This window comes from Streptomyces sp. NPDC000878 (genome assembly GCF_053599695.1).
On the sequence record NZ_JBSFMT010000005.1, the window covers coordinates 154,199 to 170,354 of the forward strand.

13 protein-coding genes and 1 pseudogene are annotated in these 16,156 nt (G+C 70.5%); 8 read left to right on the forward strand and 6 right to left on the reverse strand.

From position 1 onward, the window contains the following. Positions 1 to 8 precede the first annotated feature (8 nt). Positions 9 to 1,481: an FAD-binding protein gene (locus tag ACWDR4_RS07240; RefSeq protein WP_450404958.1), complete on the forward strand. Its 1,473-nt coding sequence runs from the start codon at positions 9 to 11 to the stop codon at positions 1,479 to 1,481. Positions 1,482 to 1,553: 72 nt separating this feature from the next. On the opposite strand, the gene ACWDR4_RS07245 is transcribed toward ACWDR4_RS07240, so the two are convergent. The 3 genes from ACWDR4_RS07245 to ACWDR4_RS07255 form a co-directional block, all read right to left on the reverse strand. Further along, positions 1,554 to 1,970 (reverse strand): hypothetical protein, encoded by a 417-nt coding sequence (locus ACWDR4_RS07245; RefSeq protein WP_450404960.1) that lies wholly within the window; start codon positions 1,968 to 1,970, stop codon positions 1,554 to 1,556. Between the two features lie 30 nt (positions 1,971 to 2,000). Then, the gene (locus ACWDR4_RS07250) at positions 2,001 to 4,349 is read right to left on the reverse strand and encodes a hypothetical protein (protein WP_450404962.1); all 2,349 of its coding nucleotides are present in this window, start codon (positions 4,347 to 4,349) and stop codon (positions 2,001 to 2,003) included. Positions 4,350 to 4,548: 199 nt separating this feature from the next. Beyond that, positions 4,549 to 7,944, reverse strand: a complete 3,396-nt coding sequence (locus ACWDR4_RS07255; RefSeq protein WP_450404964.1) for a S8 family serine peptidase — start codon at positions 7,942 to 7,944, stop codon at positions 4,549 to 4,551. A gap of 335 nt (positions 7,945 to 8,279) precedes the next feature. Here ACWDR4_RS07255 and ACWDR4_RS07260 point away from each other — a divergent pair, with 335 nt between their 5' ends. Next, the gene (locus tag ACWDR4_RS07260; protein WP_450404966.1) at positions 8,280 to 8,405 is read left to right on the forward strand and encodes a hypothetical protein; all 126 of its coding nucleotides are present in this window, start codon (positions 8,280 to 8,282) and stop codon (positions 8,403 to 8,405) included. A gap of 17 nt (positions 8,406 to 8,422) precedes the next feature. Here the strand turns inward: ACWDR4_RS07260 and ACWDR4_RS07265 are convergent, their stop codons facing one another. Then, entirely contained in the window at positions 8,423 to 9,139 is a 717-nt protein-coding gene (locus tag ACWDR4_RS07265) for a polysaccharide deacetylase family protein (protein WP_450405177.1), read from the reverse strand. A 56-nt stretch (positions 9,140 to 9,195) separates the two neighbouring features. Further along, entirely contained in the window at positions 9,196 to 9,411 is a 216-nt protein-coding gene (locus tag ACWDR4_RS07270) for a hypothetical protein (RefSeq protein ID WP_450404967.1), read from the reverse strand. Between the two features lie 159 nt (positions 9,412 to 9,570). Here ACWDR4_RS07270 and ACWDR4_RS07275 point away from each other — a divergent pair, with 159 nt between their 5' ends. The 4 genes and pseudogenes from ACWDR4_RS07275 to ACWDR4_RS07290 all read left to right on the forward strand — a co-directional run. Further along, a complete protein-coding gene (locus ACWDR4_RS07275; RefSeq protein WP_450404969.1) occupies positions 9,571 to 10,776 on the forward strand; it encodes a sensor histidine kinase in 1,206 nt (401 codons plus the stop codon). A 32-nt stretch (positions 10,777 to 10,808) separates the two neighbouring features. Further along, a complete protein-coding gene (locus ACWDR4_RS07280) occupies positions 10,809 to 11,504 on the forward strand; it encodes a response regulator transcription factor (RefSeq protein WP_450405179.1) in 696 nt (231 codons plus the stop codon). Between the two features lie 153 nt (positions 11,505 to 11,657). Beyond that, the gene (locus ACWDR4_RS07285; protein ID WP_450404971.1) at positions 11,658 to 12,017 is read left to right on the forward strand and encodes a nuclear transport factor 2 family protein; all 360 of its coding nucleotides are present in this window, start codon (positions 11,658 to 11,660) and stop codon (positions 12,015 to 12,017) included. A gap of 252 nt (positions 12,018 to 12,269) precedes the next feature. Further along, positions 12,270 to 12,377, forward strand: a pseudogene (locus tag ACWDR4_RS07290) (RNA polymerase subunit sigma-24); the annotation flags it as partial. A 115-nt stretch (positions 12,378 to 12,492) separates the two neighbouring features. On the opposite strand, the gene ACWDR4_RS07295 reads toward ACWDR4_RS07290, so the two are convergent. Further along, positions 12,493 to 13,812, reverse strand: coding sequence for an MFS transporter (locus ACWDR4_RS07295; RefSeq protein WP_450404973.1), 1,320 nt, complete (start codon positions 13,810 to 13,812; stop codon positions 12,493 to 12,495). Positions 13,813 to 14,120: 308 nt separating this feature from the next. Between ACWDR4_RS07295 and ACWDR4_RS07300 the strand changes: the two genes are divergently transcribed. Continuing rightward, a complete protein-coding gene (locus ACWDR4_RS07300) occupies positions 14,121 to 14,939 on the forward strand; it encodes a 2-amino-3,7-dideoxy-D-threo-hept-6-ulosonate synthase (RefSeq protein ID WP_450404976.1) in 819 nt (272 codons plus the stop codon). Beyond that, positions 14,936 to 16,156, forward strand: a complete 1,221-nt coding sequence (locus ACWDR4_RS07305; RefSeq protein WP_450404978.1) for a 3-dehydroquinate synthase II family protein — start codon at positions 14,936 to 14,938, stop codon at positions 16,154 to 16,156. Before ACWDR4_RS07300 ends, ACWDR4_RS07305 begins: the two co-directional genes overlap by 4 nt.

The window sequence follows — 16,156 nt, forward strand, 5'->3', positions numbered from 1 at the left end:
TGATCCACATGTCTCACACACCGTCACGGCGTAGCGTTCTGCGCGGATTCACAGTCACCGGCGCGGTGGTGACCGGTTTCGCCACGGGCACCCGGAGCTGGGCCACAACCGGCTCCCCCACCGACCCGGACCTCGCCCGGCTCCCCCCGCTGGACGGGACCCTAGTCATGGACGAGCCCTCGCTCACGGCCGCCGCCGACGACTACGGCCACATCGTGCACCGCCGCCCCCGCGCCGTCCTGCGCCCCGGGTCGGTCCACGACGTCGTCGCCATGGTCCGCTTCTGCAACGAGCACCGTCTGGAGGTCGCGCCGCGCGGCCAGGGACACGCCACCAACGGCGGGGGCCAGGTCCAGGACGGCCTGGTCATCGAGACGGCGACCCTGGCCACCATCGGCGCCCTGTCGCCAGGCGCCACCACCGTCACCGTCGGCGCCGGCGCGAGATGGAGCGAGGTGACGAAGGCGACGCTCGTCCACGGCCTCACCCCGCCCGTCTTCACCGACTACGTCGAACTCTCCGTCGGCGGCACCCTCTCCGTGGGCGGCCTCGGCGGACAGAGCCAGCGGTACGGCGCCCAGACCGACAACGTCACCGAACTCCAGGTCGTCACCGGGGCCGGCGAGTTCGTACGCTGCTCACCGACCCGGCGCCCCGACCTGTTCCACGCCGTGCTCGCCGGCCTCGGCCAGGTCGCCGTCGTCGTCGGCGCCACCCTCCGGCTGGTGCCCGCGCCGGAGACCGTACGGCACTACCTGCTGCCGTACGACGACCTGGAGACCTTCCTCGACGACCAGCGCACCCTCGTGCGGGACGGCCGCTTCGACTACGTCGAGGGGCAGATCTCGGCGGACGCCGACGGGAACTTCCTGGTCCACACCCTGGAGGCAGTGGCCTACGGCCCGCCGGTCGGCCCCGCGCCCGACGACACGGTCCTGCTGCGCGGCCTGCGCCACGACCAGGCCGGCGTCCAGGCCTCCGACCTCGCCTACTACGACTTCATCGACCGGCTGGCCCCCGTCGTCGCCGCCCTGAAGGAGGCCGGCATCTGGGCGTACGCCCACCCGTGGCTCAACCTGCTGCTCCCCGGGGAGTCCGCCGCCTCGCTCATCGCGGCGGAGCTGGCCGACCTCACCCCGGCCGACGTGGGCGCCGGTCTCGTCCTCACCTACCCGATCCCGGGCGACCGCCTCTCCACCCCGCTCCTGCCCGTCACCGACGACGAGTTGACCCACCTCTTCGCGATCCTGCGAGCCACCCCGCCGACCGACACCGCCACCGTCGACCGCCTCCTGGCCGCCAACCGCGCCGCCTACGAGGCCGTCGCGGCGGCGGGCGGCACCCAGTACCCGGTCGGCAGCGTCCCCTTCACCCGCGCGGACTGGCGCACCCACTTCGGCGCGGCCTGGCCGCAGTTGAGGGCGGCGAAGCGCAGGTACGACCCGCGAGGGGTCCTGGTCCCGGGCCAGGGCATCTTCTGAGGCCGTACGGGCGGACGGAGCCCAGCTTTTGACCGTGGACGCCAACCGCCGCTGTCCGGGCGGTGGTTGGCGTCAGGCGCCGAGGGTTCCCCGTACGGTCTGGGCGAGTTCGCCGACCGCGACGACCAGCGGGGTCACCGGCTGGACGAACTCGGTCAGCCGGTCCAGGGCGCGGCGCAGCACCGGCGGCTGCGGCTCCTCCTCGTCGAGTTCCTCACGCAGGCGCCGCAGTTCCCGGGTGGTCGCCTCGGGGTCGGCCAGCGCCGCGCGGTGCTCGGACAGCAACTGCTCGACGTACACGAGGAGTTCGGCCGTACGGGCGGCGGCCTGTGCCGGGTCCTGCGGCTGGAAGCCGACCGAGCCGGAGAACGCCTGGGCCCGGTGGCCGATCGCCTGGTTGCCGACGTAATGGGTGCCGCCCTGGATCACGAGGCCGTTGTTGACGGGAGGGACGGGCGGATCGTGGCGGCCGTCGTCGCTGTTGCTCATGACGGGGTGCTCATGACGGGGACTCCTGCCTCACTTCTGGGGGACCCCGGCGGCCGGGCCGGGCTTCTGGGCGATGTTCTGCGTGGCGCTGGCACCGGAACCGATCGCCTGGTTGCCGATGACGCTCACGCCGCCCTGCTGGATGAGGCCCTGGTTGAGGATGGTCTGCTGCTGGCTGCGGAAGTCGGTGATGTCGTAGCCGCGCGTGTCGAGGAACTCGCGGATCGCGGCGAGCGTGTGACGTTCGACCGCGGCCGTGATCCGTCCGGCGTCCACGACCTGGAAGTAGTTGTGATAGCGGGGGCTCAGGGCCATCTCCCGGATGCTCAGCCGGGCGCCGTGGTCGAAGGCCGGGTCCTGATCCATGGCGGTCGTCTCGTCGGTCGTCCGCCGGGTGCGCCGGGCCTCGAAGCGGGCATGGGCCAGCGCGCGGAGGGGCGCGCCGAAGAACGCCGGGCCGGTGCGGGCGAGCGCGTCCGTCAGCAGCCCGCGCCGTCGCTCGGGGGTGAGCGGGTCCCGCAGCCGGTCCACGACGTGGTAGGCGGCGTCCACCGGGCCGAGCACATGGTTGTCGCAGTGCAGGTGCAGCGTCCTGCCCGCGGTCGAGAAGTGCAGGAACACACTCGGCACCACGTCCCCGCCCCACAGCGGCACATGGACCGCCAGACAGTGGCGGACGGTGCCGGTCGGACTCAGCATGATCTCCTCGACCGCCTCGGGCGACAGCCGTGCGGCCGGGACCAGGCCGGTGGGATTCGTGAACCGGTCGTCGTCACCGACGCTCGTGCCGCTCGCGAAGACCCGGTCCTCGATGGTGAGGGAGCCGAGGGCCTCCGGACCGGCGTCCGCGATGCCGTCGGAGTCGCCGCGCGCGGCGACCGTGCGGAGCTGTTCGCGTACGTGGCCGACGAGTTCGACGACGGTGAACACCTCGGGCTCACCGGGGCGCGCACCCGGGTCGACCGGGTCGTCGGCGGGCAGGAGTGGCACGGCGACCGACCAGTTGGAGTGGGTCCCGGCATACCCGACGAACGGCGTGAACCCGCTGTAGAGGGTGACGTTCCCGTCCCGCGCCTCCTTGAGGGCCGCCAGCCGGCGCGCGATCCACTTCCGCGGGGGTACGGCGGGCAGGGGCTGCCGGGCGAACGTCTCGCGGGTCATGGTGGTACGCAGCAGCAGATCGGTGTCGAGTTCGTGCCGTACGACCGTCACGTATGCGAAGAGCACCGCGCCGACGGACGTGAGCACGGCCGGCACCCCGCCGAGGTAGGCACCGAGCAGCCAGGCCGCCAGGCCGGACACGGGCATCACCGCGACGGCGACTCCGAGGGCGAAGGCGCACAGCACCACGATCCCGGCCGTGATCACCGTACCGGTCAGAGCCCTGCTGTCGGGCTGGTGCCTGCCGCGGGTGGCCAGGCTGGGCCGCCCGCGGGCCGCTCCCGCGACGACCGACAGGGCCGACGCCGAGACCAACAGCCACAGCGGCGCGAGCAGTGCCACGGCCCCGAACGCCGCCGCCAGCCGCAGGTCCCGCCGGAAGTGGATCTCCTTCGCCGCCAGGCAGTGCCGGGCCACCGCCACCAGATCGACCTCGGGCGAGGGCGCCGGAGCACTGGCCTCGTCGGCCACCACGCCCTCCACCACCCGGTCGGCGAACCGTTCGTCCACGTAGGCCGCGGCGCAGAGATACCGGGTGACGTCACCCGGCACGCGACCGACCGGCATGTGCACCTGCGGAGCAGTCATGCCAGCCTCCCCCTTTCGCTGACGGAACAGCGCCTTCCCGGCGCCGGCGGTCCTGGTGAGCCGTACGCCTGTGGACCCGGTGGTCTGTGCGCCCGGCAGCCCGGCGGTCAGGAGGGCGATGAGCACACCGACCGACAGGCCGAAGGCGAGGGACGCGTCCGGCAGTTCGCTCCACATGGTGATCAGCTGCAGGTCTTCGTGGGCGAAGACACCGATCAGGCCCCACCTCAGCAGGGCCACGAGTTCCGAGATCAGCACCCCCACGGCGACGCACCCGATCCAGCCCGACGTCCCGCGGGCCGACAACCGCGGCATCGCGAAGGCGAGCGCCGCGAGCAGCAGCACGACGCAGAGGTTCTCCACGACCAACGCGGAATCGCTGACGTTCGGCTCGTAGAGGTAGCGGTCCCACGCCGAGACGTACCGTTCGGTGGAGGAGCCCCATCCCGGGACGAACGCCCCCTCGGTCAGCCATTGCAGAGGCTCGTTCCCGTAGTGCGTCCGGTAGAAGTCCCGCACATGGGGCTGCGCCCACGGGCTGCCCACGAGAACGAGCAGGCACAGCAGCGCGATGCGTCCTCCGCGTACGGGCGACCGCGCCGCGGGCACACTCCGTCCAGACAAGAACACGTGGGGCTCCCCGCCATCGATCCCCGGATTCCGTGGCCGCACTGTAGGTGCCATCCCCGTTCGTGACAACGGTGAATCCGTCAACTCCCCTGCAATGTGCGTCAGTTGTTACGACCGGCCGCACGAACAGTCTCGCCGGGGCGGTGTTGACAGCGCCCCGGCGAGACCGGCTGTGCAGAGCCCGGAGTGTTCCGGAGTGTTACCGGGTCGTGGTGTAGGCCCGCTCGATCGTCTGGACCAGTGTGTTGCCGGCCCGGTCGGTCAGCTTGGCGCGCAGCGACACGGAGCCCGCCGCAGCCGGGTGGGTCAGCGCCAGGTGCGTACCGACGGCCTTGGCGTGCTTCCAGGTGGCGCCGTCGTCGTACGAGACCTCGAAGGCGAGCTTCGCGGGCCGCTGACCGGCCGCCGCACCCTCGACGGTGAAGGGCACCGCGAACCGCCGGCCCGCCTTCGCCGTGCTGGCCAGGCTCAGGTCGGGCGAGAAGCGGACCACCGACAGCGGCAGCCTGGTGTTCTCGTCCTCGGGCGTGGTGGCGGAGCGGAAGGTCCACTCCGTCCGGACGCGGGTGCTGACCGGGTACACCGCCGGATCACGTGAGGCGTCCACGGTCAGCCGGTACGCGCTGTCCTCGGCCGGAACCGTGTACTCGGTGAGGTCGATAGGCGAGTAGCCGTAGTCGTCGGGGATCTCCTTGCCGTCCGCCTGGAGCGAGCTGGACACCGAGGTGTAGTCGCTGAGGCCCCAGTGGCCCGAGCCGTCGCCGAACTGCGGCAGGAAGGCCCTGATGGTGTTCCCGTACCGCACGATGCCGGGGAATCCCCGCTCCGGTCCGAGGTCGCCCTCGGCGGGCAGGACCGGGCCGAAGACGCCGACGTTGAACCGCTCGGTGTAGCTCCGTCCGGCCTCCCAGGTTCGCGGCATCCGCATCAGGAAGGTCTCGGAGCGCCTCTCGCGGTCCTCGCCGAACATCTGCCACATACGGAAGGACCACTTGACCTCGTTGTCGAGGACGTAGTCGGTGGTGCGCACCGGCAGGTCGCCCCGGATGTCGTCGGCGCCGAAGATCAGGTCGCCGTCGGGGGTGTGCGGCGACACCTCGATCTGGAATCCCCTGCCCTCGACGGGGACGCCCGCCTGGAGGTCGACCTTGGCGAGCTGGTTCTGCTCGACGGTGGTGGCGAAGCCGTCCAGCTTGCCGGCGCGGTTCCACCCCAGGTGGTAGGTGACGGGCCGACCCTCGTCGTCCTTGCGGGTCCAGTCACCGGCGTACACGGCGAACGTGCCGTCGGCGGCCGGCTCGGGTCCGAGCTGGCCGAACGTGGTGCCCTCGAAGGTCGGCAGGATGTACTCCATGGTGGCAGCGCCCAGGTCACCGCCCCGGTCGTAGCTGAAGAGGACCGAGGCCTCGCTGTTCTTGGCCGCCGCGTCGGGCACGGTGACCTTCACCGGCCGCGCCTGCCGCGCGTCGATGGTGACGGTGGTGTCCTTGTCCAGGTTCATCATCGGCTGCACCAGGATGGCGTGCTCGGCGGATTCGTAGGAGGGGTGGATCACCCCGCTCAGCGTGTAGACGCCCTTGGGCACCCGTACGGTCAGCTCGCCGTCCTGCTCGTCGGCGAGGTCGGCGTAGTAGTCGCTGTGGATGGCGCTGATCTGGGTGGCGGCGTCGCCGATCGGCTCGCCGTTCTCGTCGAGGTGCTTGATCGTCAGGTCGTACGACTCGACCTCGCGCTCCACCCCGACAGCGGTCCGCACCTGGACCTTGCCGTCGGCGGAGGTGGCCTGCACCGAGCCGCCGAAGGAGCCGTCGGTGCTGCCCGCGCGGGTGTCGGCGGTGACGGAGGCGGTCGCCTCGCCGCCCGCCGGGACGGTGAGCTGCTTCGGCGAGACCTCGAACATGCCCTCGGCGGCGGGCTTGCCGTCCACCGAGCGTGCGTCGACGGACAGGTCCAGGGTGACCGGTTCCGTACCGAGGTTGCGGTACGTCACCTGCTTGGTCGCCGGAGCGTCGTCGCCGTGCGGCCACTGCTGGAGACCGAAGTCGAGCGGCTGCTGCTCGGTGACGACGCTCTGCTCCAGCGCCCGCACCAGGTCCGTACGTCCGGTGCCCTGCTGGTAGGAGGTGTACGCGCCCGGCTTGGCGGAGCCGGTGAGGACCGCCTTGAGACGCTCGCCGGACCAGTCGGGATGCTGCTGGGCGAGGATCGCCGCGGCGCCCGCGACATGCGGGGTCGCCATGGAGGTGCCGTCGAGGGTGAGGTAGCCGGGTATGTCGGAGGGGTAGTACTCCGCCAGGACACTCCCGGTGGCCGCGGCGGCCGTGATGGCGACGCCGGGTGCGGTCAGGTCGGGCTTGACCCCGCCGTCACCGACGCGCGGGCCACGGCTGGAGAAGCCGGCGAGCCCGTCCTCCTTGTCGACCGCGCCCACGGTGAGCGCGGCGTCCGCACTGCCAGGTGAGCCGACGGTGCTCTCGCCGAACTCGCCCTCGTTGCCGGCCGCGACGACGAACAGCGTGTCGCTCTCGGCGGAGAGCCGGTTGACCGCCTCCTCCATCGGGTCGATGCCGGGCATGTCCGTGCCGCCGAGGCTGAGGTTGACGACATCGGCCCCCTGGGCCACCGCCCACTCCATGCCCGCGATGATCCCGGAGTCCGAGCCGAAGCCGGTGTCGTCCAGAATCTTGCCGTTCAGGAGCTTCGCACCGGGGGCGACGCCCTTGTACTTGCCCCCGGCCTCGGCTCCCGTGCCGGCCACGGTGGACGCCACATGCGTACCGTGGCCGAACTTGTCGGCGGGGCCGGAGGGGGACGCGGTGAAGTCCTGCTCGGCGATCACCTGGCTCGCGAGGTCGGCGTGGGTGGTGTCGACGCCGGTGTCCAGCACGGCGACCTTGGTGCCGGTGCCGTCGTACCCGGCGGCCCAGGCGGTCGGCGCGCCGATCTGCGGCACGCTCTTGTCGAGGCTGGCCTTGCGCCGCCCGTCCAGCCACAGCTTCTCGACGGCGGTGGAGGCGGTGAACTCCGCCGTTCCCTCCGTCTTGTCACCGGTGACGGCGTTCCAGAACTCGGCGGCGCGCTTCTTCACCGGGCGCATCGCCTTGCCGTTGACCACCGGAAGCGCCCGGCCGATCTTCGCCCCGGCCCCCGTGAACGGGGACATCGAGGGCGCCTTCTTGCCCTTGAACGTGACGATCAGCGGTACGTCGGCGCGGCCCGCGTCGTCGTAGCCGTCGGCGAGCAGCTGGGTCACGTCGAACAGGCGGGCGTCCAACCTGCCCTGCGCCAGCAGCAGTTCGGCATCGCCGGGCACGACCCGGGTGTGTCCGTCGACCACCCGGACGGAGAACGGCACCCGCTCCCGGCCCTCCGCCCGCACCAGCCCGGTGACCTTTCCGGCACCGTCCACCATGACCTGGTCACCGGTGACCAGCGTCACCGTCTTCACGGCCTTGGCCGTACCGGCCGCCTCACCGACACCGGTCGCCTCGGCCGCGTCGACCGTCCTGACCGTAGTGGCGCCACCGGCGTCCTGGGCTTCCGCACCCGGCACACCGGCCAGCAGAAGGGCCGTGGAAGCGACCCCCGCCGCCACGACCGCACGCCTTGGTCTTGCGCGTAACTCCACCTGAACTCCTGACACTTCGGAATCGATCGGAATCGAAGGACTTCGCGCCTAGAGACGGACGGGGGTGACACCGGGTTGGAAAAACATCCGACGTGTTTCTGACGAGAGGTCAGTGGGTGATCGTCCGCGGAACACCCTCCTCCACCGTTCGGCCAGTACAGAGGCGGTTCTCGTACATGAGTTCCGACCGTTCGGCCGAAGCGGCGTTGGCCTCCGGGGCAGCAGATTGGGCTGTCGGGCCCCACGAGGGTGCACGGGGTGACACGAGCAGCGAGGGAGTCGGACATGACAGGTCGCCGGACATGACGAGGACACCGCCGCGCGCAGCGCGGACGAACCGGCACCTGGCGCGGGTCACGACGCTGGCCGTGGCCGCGCTGACAGCCACGCAGTGGCTCGCCTCGGCGGCGGGGCTCCCCGCCCACTGACCCTTGGCCGGCCATGGTCAGGGCCGGTACACACCCCCCGGTTCCGGTACGGCCGGTGCCACGAGTTGGGAGACCGTCACGATTGTGTAGCCGCGTCGGTGGAGGGCGTCGATGATGCCCGGGACGGCGGGGATCGTCCCCTTGTAGCGGTCGTGGAGCAGGATGATGCCGTCGCGGTGCGTCTGTTCCAGTACCCGGCGGGTGATCAGTGCGGTGTCCGTCGTCTCGTAGTCCTTGGCCGTGACGCTCCAGAGGATCTGTGCCAGGCCCAGTCTCTTCATGACGGCGGAGACGTCGTCGTCGGTGCGGCCCTGTGGCGGGCGCATCAGGACGGGGGCGCGGCCGGTGATACGCCGTACGTCGTCCTGTACGGGTTTCAGCTCGGCCTCCATCTCCTTCGCGCTCAGTTCCGTGAGCACCTTGTGGGACCACGTGTGGTTCCCTATTTCATGCCCCTCCTTCGCCATGCGCAGAACCGTGCGGGGATAGGTGTCCGTGTGCCCTTTCCCCTGGAGGAAGAAAGTCGCGTGCACCTTCTTTTCCTTGAGGATGTCGAGGAGTTTCGGGGTGGGGGCGCTCGGTCCGCCGTCGAAGGTGAGGGCGACGCATTTCGCCACCTCGCAGTCGGGGCCGGTGTCGGCGTTCTCCGCCCCCGGGGCCGCACGGGCCGCCTCCCGGGCGTCGCGCGGAGCCGTCACGTCGTGGAGCGTGGCGCAGCCGGCGGTCAGGAACAGACCGAGGAGGAGGGGGAGAGGAAAGAAGGGGGAGGCGAGGGGTGATCTGGTCCTTTTCACCTCGCATCACGCCGGTGGGCGACCACCGCGACGGCCGAGAGGACGCCCCCGACACACACTGCGAGCAGGTCACGCGCGCCGGGTATCGCGCCGCCGAGGATCGCCAGATGCGCCCATGCCCGGTCGAGCAACGGCACCCCGCCGAGCGCCAGCAGCACCAGACCCGCGATACCGCACAACACTGTCGACAGGTTCAGTTTCTTGATTTCCATGCCGCCAACCGTAGAAATTGGCGGGGTCCTGGTAATCGGGAAAAAGGCGGCAGTCGCACCTGTACCAAAGAATGGGGTGCATCCGTGGCGCCTATACCTTGGTATAGGAAATCAGCCGTCGGCTTCCGTGTGGCGCGGCCCGTGGGTACGGTCTCTTGCGTGATCGATGTGCGAAAGGCCTGGCGTGGCCATCCCGTGCTCGCGGACCTGGCCGTGGTCGCGGCGGCTGCCGCCCTGACCCTGATCGTGGCCAGGGCACGACGTACAGGGCTGTCCGTCTATCCGCAGCTCGCCGGCAGCGCCCCGGAGAGCTTCGTCGGCGGGGTGCTGCCCATGAGCTGGGCGTTCGCCTCCCTCGGCGGCGTCGTACCCCTGCTCGCCTGCGCCGCGCTCTTTCTGCGCCGGCGTCACCCCGCCGGGGTCGCGGTGGCCCTGATCGTCCTCAGCACCTGCTGGCCTCTGGCCGTGCCGGTGCTGATCGCCCTGTTCACCGTCGCCACGACGTGTCCGGCCCGTACGACCTGGTCGATCACCGGGGCCGCGCTAGTACCGGTGCCGGTGCACCTCCTGGTCGCCCCGCCCGCCGACCCGCTCGCCCTGGCGACCACGGTGTCGGCGGTCACCCTCGTGGCGGGCGCCGTGGGCTGGGGGCTGGCCGTCGCCGGACTGCGGGAACGGGCGGTGCGCGCGGAGACGGAGGCGGCGATGCGCGCCCAGCGGGCACAGCAGCACGCCCGCGAGGAGATCGCCCGGGAGATGCACGACGTACTCGCGCACCGTCTCTCGCTGCTGTCCATGCACGCGGGGGCACTGGAGTACCACCCGGGCGCTCCACCGGAACAGGTCGCCCAGGCCGTGGGGGTGATCAGGGACAGCGCCACGCAGGCCCTGGAGGACCTCCAGGACGTACTGAAGGTGCTGCGCGCCCCGGTCGTGAGCGAGCACACCGAACCGCCCCTGCCGACTCCGACGCGGCTGGCCGTGACCCTGCTGATCGAGGAGTCCCGTGCCGCGGGCGCGGACCTCAGCGTGCGCCGGCTGCTCGACGACCCTGCCACGATGTCGCCGGTCACCGCGCGTACCGCCTACCGGCTGTTGCAGGAAGCGCTCACCAACCACCGTAAGCACGCCCCCGGCACCCCGGCGTCCCTCACCCTCACGGGCGGGCCCCGGGACGGGCTGAGCATCCAGGTGACCAACCCTCTGCCACCCGCCACCAAGGATTCCGTACTGGACCCCGTGCCGGGCTCCGGTCAGGGGCTGATCGGCATGCGGGAACGGGTCGACCTCGCCGGCGGGCGACTGCACCACCGCACCACGCACACCGACTTCCACCTCGACGTCTGGCTCCCATGGACGGCATGACCCGCGAGCCCCGCACGCCCCGTGAGGCCCACATGACCCGCGAGACCCGCACGGCACGCGTGACCCGGCTGCTCGTCGTCGACGACGATCCCCTCGTACGTGCCGGACTGCGGCTGATGCTGTCCGCCGCCGACGACATCGACGTCGTGGCGGAGGGCTCCGACGGCGCCGATGTGCAGGACCTCGTGGACCGGCACCGTCCGGACCTGGTCCTCATGGACATCCGTATGCCGAGAATGGACGGGCTCGCGGCCACCGCGGCGCTCCGGCAGCGGCCCCGGCCCCCGGAGGTGCTGATCCTGACCACCTTCACCACCGACAGCTACGTCCTCCAGGCGCTGCGGGCCGGAGCGGCCGGGTACGTCCTCAAGCACACGCCCCCGGCCCAGATCGTGGCGGCCGTGCACAACGTCATGGCGGGCGAGCCCGTGCTGTCCCCGGGCGCCGTCAGACAGCTGATCGACGCCGTCACCGACCCCGCGACCGGGACGGGCCCGGCCCGGCGCGAGGAACGGGAGCGGGCGGAGGCGGCGCTGGACCGGCTGGGCGCCAGGGAGCGGGAGGTGGCGCTCGCCGTCGCCGAGGGCCGGACCAACGCGGAGATCGCCGCGGCCTGCCATATGAGCCTGCCCACGGTGAAAGCGCACGTCTCGCACATCCTGACCAGGCTCGGCCTCAACAACCGCGTACAGATCGCGCTCCTGGTCTACCGCGCGGGCCGCGTCTGAACCCGACCGCGGGATCGGCCAGGTATCGACTGGGGCCAGGGATCGGCCGAGGCCGGGCAGCCGCCGCCAGTTACTGCTAAAGTCGAAGTAACTTGCTTCTGTTTTAGCAGTGACTGTATGTCGGCCGCTGCCCTCACCCTCAAGGACCGCCCCATGCCCCAGAACCAGCCGCAGACCATCGCCCCGGACGCGCTGCCCGAGGCGATCACCCGTTATCTGGCGGCGCACCGCGCCCACGACACCGCCACCGCGGTCACCGCGTTCACCGGTGACGCCACGGTGACCGACGACGGCAGGACGTACGAGGGCATCGCGGCGATCGAGCGGTGGCTGAGCGGGGCCGCGACCGAGTTCACGTACACCGTCGAACTCACCGGCGCCCAGCGGACGGACGCGACCCGATTCGTCGCAGTGCACCACCTCGAAGGCGACTTCCCCGGCGGCACCGTCGACCTGCGCTACCGGTTCGCCCTGCGCGGCGGCCTCATCGAGCGCCTCGTCATCGAGCCCTGAGACGGATCGGCCGGCGTCCTGGGCCCGGTCGGTGGGGGACTTTCCGGAGGTCGAGGTGTGCGAGAAGTTGTGGGTCGTCACCATCTCGGCCGCGCAGCCGTTGGCGGTCCGTTGGGCGTTGACGTTGTCGAACGCCTGCTTCTCCAGCGACGTCGTCTCCGTCGCGTCCGCCGGTGCGGCGGCCGATGCCGCCGGGGCGGATATCGCGGCCCCGGCCGCCATCGGACCCAGCGCGACCATTACGCGGAAACAGTGCTGGCGGTCCGGGTGGAGAACGCCCGCGTCACCGGCCTCTACTACGTCCGCAACCCCGAGAAGCTCACCCGCGTCGAGTCCGAGACCCCTCTCGCCTCCCGCTGACCCGTTCACATACCCGGGGCCAGGCGGAGGCGGGCAGCGCGCGGCACCGTTGAAGGCGCCGCCCACGACCCGCTCCCCGCCTGACCCCTGTCGGAAACTGAACCCGTTGCCGACCTCAGATGTCGAACTCGTGTTCCCGGGTCTCCGGCAACGCCAGCAGACACACGAGGCTCACCAGGCAGAGGCCGCCCGTGTAGAAGCCGAGGACCAGCGGGGACTCCCAGTGGCTGTTCAGCCAGGTGGCGACCGACGGGGCGAAGCCGCCGCCGAGGGTGTTGGCCAGGATGAACGCGGCGGAGGCGCCGGTGTAGCGCATCCGGGCCGGGAACAGTTCCGGGAGGAAGGCCGCCACCGGGGAGAACATCAGCGCGAGGAACATCAGGCCGACCGTGTAGGCGCCGGTGATCACCAGGCCGTTGCGTGAACTGAGCGAGGCGTACATCGGAATCGCCCAGACCACACAACCGACGGCCCCGGCCAGCATCAGCGGGCGGCGGCCGATCCGGTCGGACAGCCTGGCCACCGGGAGGGTGATCGCGATTCCGGCCGCCGCGCCGATGCTCGCCGCCGTCAGCATCGTGTTCCGGGGGATGCCGAGTTCCTGTGGGCCGTAGGAAAGGCTGTAGACGATCGTCAGGTAGTAGACGGCCGAGCCGCCGATCGCCGCGCCGGTGCCGAGCAGCAGCCGGCCGGGGTACTGCTTGAGGAGCGTGCCCAGCGGGAATCCGGGCGCCGATTCCGATCCCGATTCCGGTTCCGACCCCGCCCCCGGCTTCGATTCCGGTGACCGCGCCGCGCTCTTGAAGACCGGGGACTCGGACACCGTCGCACGCACCCACAGGCCGACCACGACGAGCACGGTGCTGAGCAGGAACGGGATGCGCCAGGCCCAGTCGGTGAAGCCCTCCATGCCCACGATGTTCATGGTGGGGAGGATGACCGCGGTGGAGAGCAGGAAGCCGAGCGAGGGGCCGATGTTCGGGATGGACGCGTACAGCGCGCGGCGGCCCGGCGGCGCGTGTTCGGCGGCGAGCAGCACCGCCCCGCCCCACTCGCCGCCCATGCTGACGCCCTGGAGCAGCCGGAGCGTCACCAGCAGTACGGGGGCGAGGAAGCCGGCGGTCTCGTACGTCGGCAGCAGGCCGACGCCGACCGTGGCCACGCCCATCAGCAGCAGGGAGACGACCAGGGCCTGTCTTCGGCCGAGCCGGTCACCGATCGTGCCGAACAGGACGACGCCGAGGGGGCGGGAGAGGAAGGCCGCGGAGAAGGTGAGGAACGCGGCCAGGGACGAGAGGGTCGCGTTGCCCGAGGGGAAGAAGGCGGGGCCGAGGACGAGTGCGGAGGCGGTGCCGTACACGGCGAAGTCGTAGTACTCGATCGTGGTGCCGACCAGGCTCGCGACGGCGACTTTCGGCGCCTCACTCTTCGCCATATGGGGTGGGGAAGCGGTCATTGTCGGTAATTCAGACATGGGGGGTCACTTCCAGGTCCTGAGTGGGGAGGGGAGTCACCCTAATCATCGAAATTAAATTTCGACAAGAAGCCATTCCTATCAGTTGGCTGTCAATATTCATGCCGTCCGCCGTATAAAAATTTACCGACGGTTATACCTTGCGCACCAGCAGTCACACGTGAATGCTCGTGACCGCTAACTTGAAAGTTCTACAACCATCGATTTTCGGACACGGAGAATCGCAGGAGAACAAAATGTGATCTCCCGGCTGGGAAGGCTCATTACCCATGCTGAAAACCGGCAAGCAATTACGCTTGAGAAGACTTTCACTGGCGGGTGACGACCGACATCTGCTCATACCGCTCGACCACAGCGTCTCCGACGGCCCGATCGTCCCCGCCGACAAGTGGGACGACCTGCTGCGGGCGCTGGTGGCCGGCGGCGCCGACGGGATCATCGTCCACAAGGGACGCGCCCGCTCCTTCGCGCCGGACATCCTGAAGAGCTGCGCGCTGGTGGTGCACCTGAGCGCCAGTACCGCCCGCTCCGCCGACGTCCACGCCAAGGTGCTGGTCGCCGACGTCGAGGAGGCGCTGACGCTCGGCGCGGACGCGGTCAGCGTCCATGTGAACATCGGCTCGGACACCGAGGCCCAGCAGCTGGCCGACCTGGGGGCGGTGGCCCGTTCCTGCGACGCGTGGGGCATGCCCCTGATCGCCATGGTGTATCCGCGCGGCCCCCGGATCGAGGACCCGCGCGATCCGGCCCTTCTCTCCCATCTGGCCAACGTCGCCGCCGACCTGGGCGCGGACATGGTGAAGACCTCCGTCGCCCTGCCGATCGAGCGCATGGCCGAGGTGGTCGCCAACAGTCCCATCCCCGTCCTCGCGGCCGGCGGTCCACCGGACGGCTCCGACCTCGTCGAGTACGGCGCCGCCGTGATGGCGACCGGCTGCCGGGGGCTGGCGATCGGGCGCCGGATCTTCTCCCACCCCGCGCCCGCGGCTCTCGTGTCCCGGCTGTCGGCGGTCGTGCACGGCAACGACGGACTCCCTGGTGACATGCACATGGCTGATTACTCGACGATCGTGGCAGGAGTGGCATGAGGTTCGCATGGATCGACCTGCGTGAGGTTCCCCGTCCGCAGCTCCAGGCGGTGGTGGACGCGGCAATCCACGCCCGGATGGCGGGAGTTGTCGCCTCCGACGCGGAGTTGCTCGGGACCTTGCCGCCGACCGTCACCCGGGTGCTGGTTCCAGGGGGTACGTCTCCGACACCGACACCGGCTGCTGTGAAGAAGCTCGGCGACAAAGAAGCCAAGGGTGGGGACAAGGAGGCCAAGTCACCGTCCGGGGGCGGCACTTCATCGTCCGGCGCCGGAATCGACGTACTCCTGCGGAAGTTCGCCACGCAGGACGAGCTGGACGCCCTCGCCGCCGATCACCGTGCCGGCAGCGGAAACACCGGTGGTGGCAGGCAGGTCTCCGGCTTCATCGACGTACGGGACGACCGCACCCTTCAACTGTCCTGCGCGGGCGCGATGGTGCTGCCGTACACGGTGATCCACTTCGCCGATCCGACCAAGATCCCGCTGGAGATCGTGCTCGCCGCGGCCGAGTCCGCCGAGGGCAAGCTGGTGACGGTCGTGGACGGTCTGGAGGAGGCGGCGATCGTCTTCGACGTGCTGGAGCGCGGCTCGGACGGCATCCTCTTCACGCCCCGCAGTGCCGACGAAGTGTTCGCGCTGGCCCGGCTGTTGGAGGCGACGACGCCCCAACTGGAGCTGTCCACACTGACCGTGGAGAGCATCCGGCACGTCGGGCTCGGTGACCGGGTCTGCGTGGACACCTGCTCGCACTTCGAGGAGGACGAGGGCATCCTCGTCGGCTCCTACTCCTCCGGGTTCGTGCTGTGCTGCAGTGAGACACACCCCTTGCCCTACATGCCGACCAGGCCGTTCCGGGTCAACGCCGGTGCCCTGCACTCGTACACGCTCGGCCCCGACAACCGCACCAGCTACCTCAGCGAGGTCGGCTCCGGCAGCGCGCTGCTCGCCGTCGGCGCCGACGGGCGTACCCGGCGGGTCGTCGTCGGGCGGGCGAAGCTCGAATCCCGGCCACTGTTGGAGATCCGTACGCACGCCGAGGACGGCCGGCTGGTCAGTCTGACCGTGCAGGACGACTGGCATGTACGGGTGCTCGGCCCGGGCGGGAAGGTCCTCAACGTCACCGAGCTGCGGACGGGTGACGAGTTGCTCGGGTATCTCGCCGCCGACAAGCGCCATGTGGGGCTGCCCATCGGCGAGTTCTGCAAGGAGGTCTGA

What these genes read in the sequence shown, in the direction of transcription:
- ACWDR4_RS07270 (WP_450404967.1), bottom strand. Translation starts at nt 9,411, where the DNA reads ATGGAAATCAAGAAACTGAACCTGTCGACAGTGTTGTGCGGTATCGCG.
- ACWDR4_RS07260 (WP_450404966.1), top strand. Translation starts at nt 8,280, where the DNA reads ATGACGAGGACACCGCCGCGCGCAGCGCGGACGAACCGGCACCTGGCG.
- ACWDR4_RS07300 (WP_450404976.1), top strand. Translation starts at nt 14,121, where the DNA reads ATGCTGAAAACCGGCAAGCAATTACGCTTGAGAAGACTTTCACTGGCG.
- ACWDR4_RS07295 (WP_450404973.1), bottom strand. Translation starts at nt 13,812, where the DNA reads ATGGCGAAGAGTGAGGCGCCGAAAGTCGCCGTCGCGAGCCTGGTCGGC.
- ACWDR4_RS07240 (WP_450404958.1), top strand. Translation starts at nt 9, where the DNA reads ATGTCTCACACACCGTCACGGCGTAGCGTTCTGCGCGGATTCACAGTC.
- ACWDR4_RS07305 (WP_450404978.1), top strand. Translation starts at nt 14,936, where the DNA reads ATGAGGTTCGCATGGATCGACCTGCGTGAGGTTCCCCGTCCGCAGCTC.
- ACWDR4_RS07280 (WP_450405179.1), top strand. Translation starts at nt 10,809, where the DNA reads ATGACCCGCGAGACCCGCACGGCACGCGTGACCCGGCTGCTCGTCGTC.
- ACWDR4_RS07285 (WP_450404971.1), top strand. Translation starts at nt 11,658, where the DNA reads ATGCCCCAGAACCAGCCGCAGACCATCGCCCCGGACGCGCTGCCCGAG.
- ACWDR4_RS07245 (WP_450404960.1), bottom strand. Translation starts at nt 1,970, where the DNA reads ATGAGCAACAGCGACGACGGCCGCCACGATCCGCCCGTCCCTCCCGTC.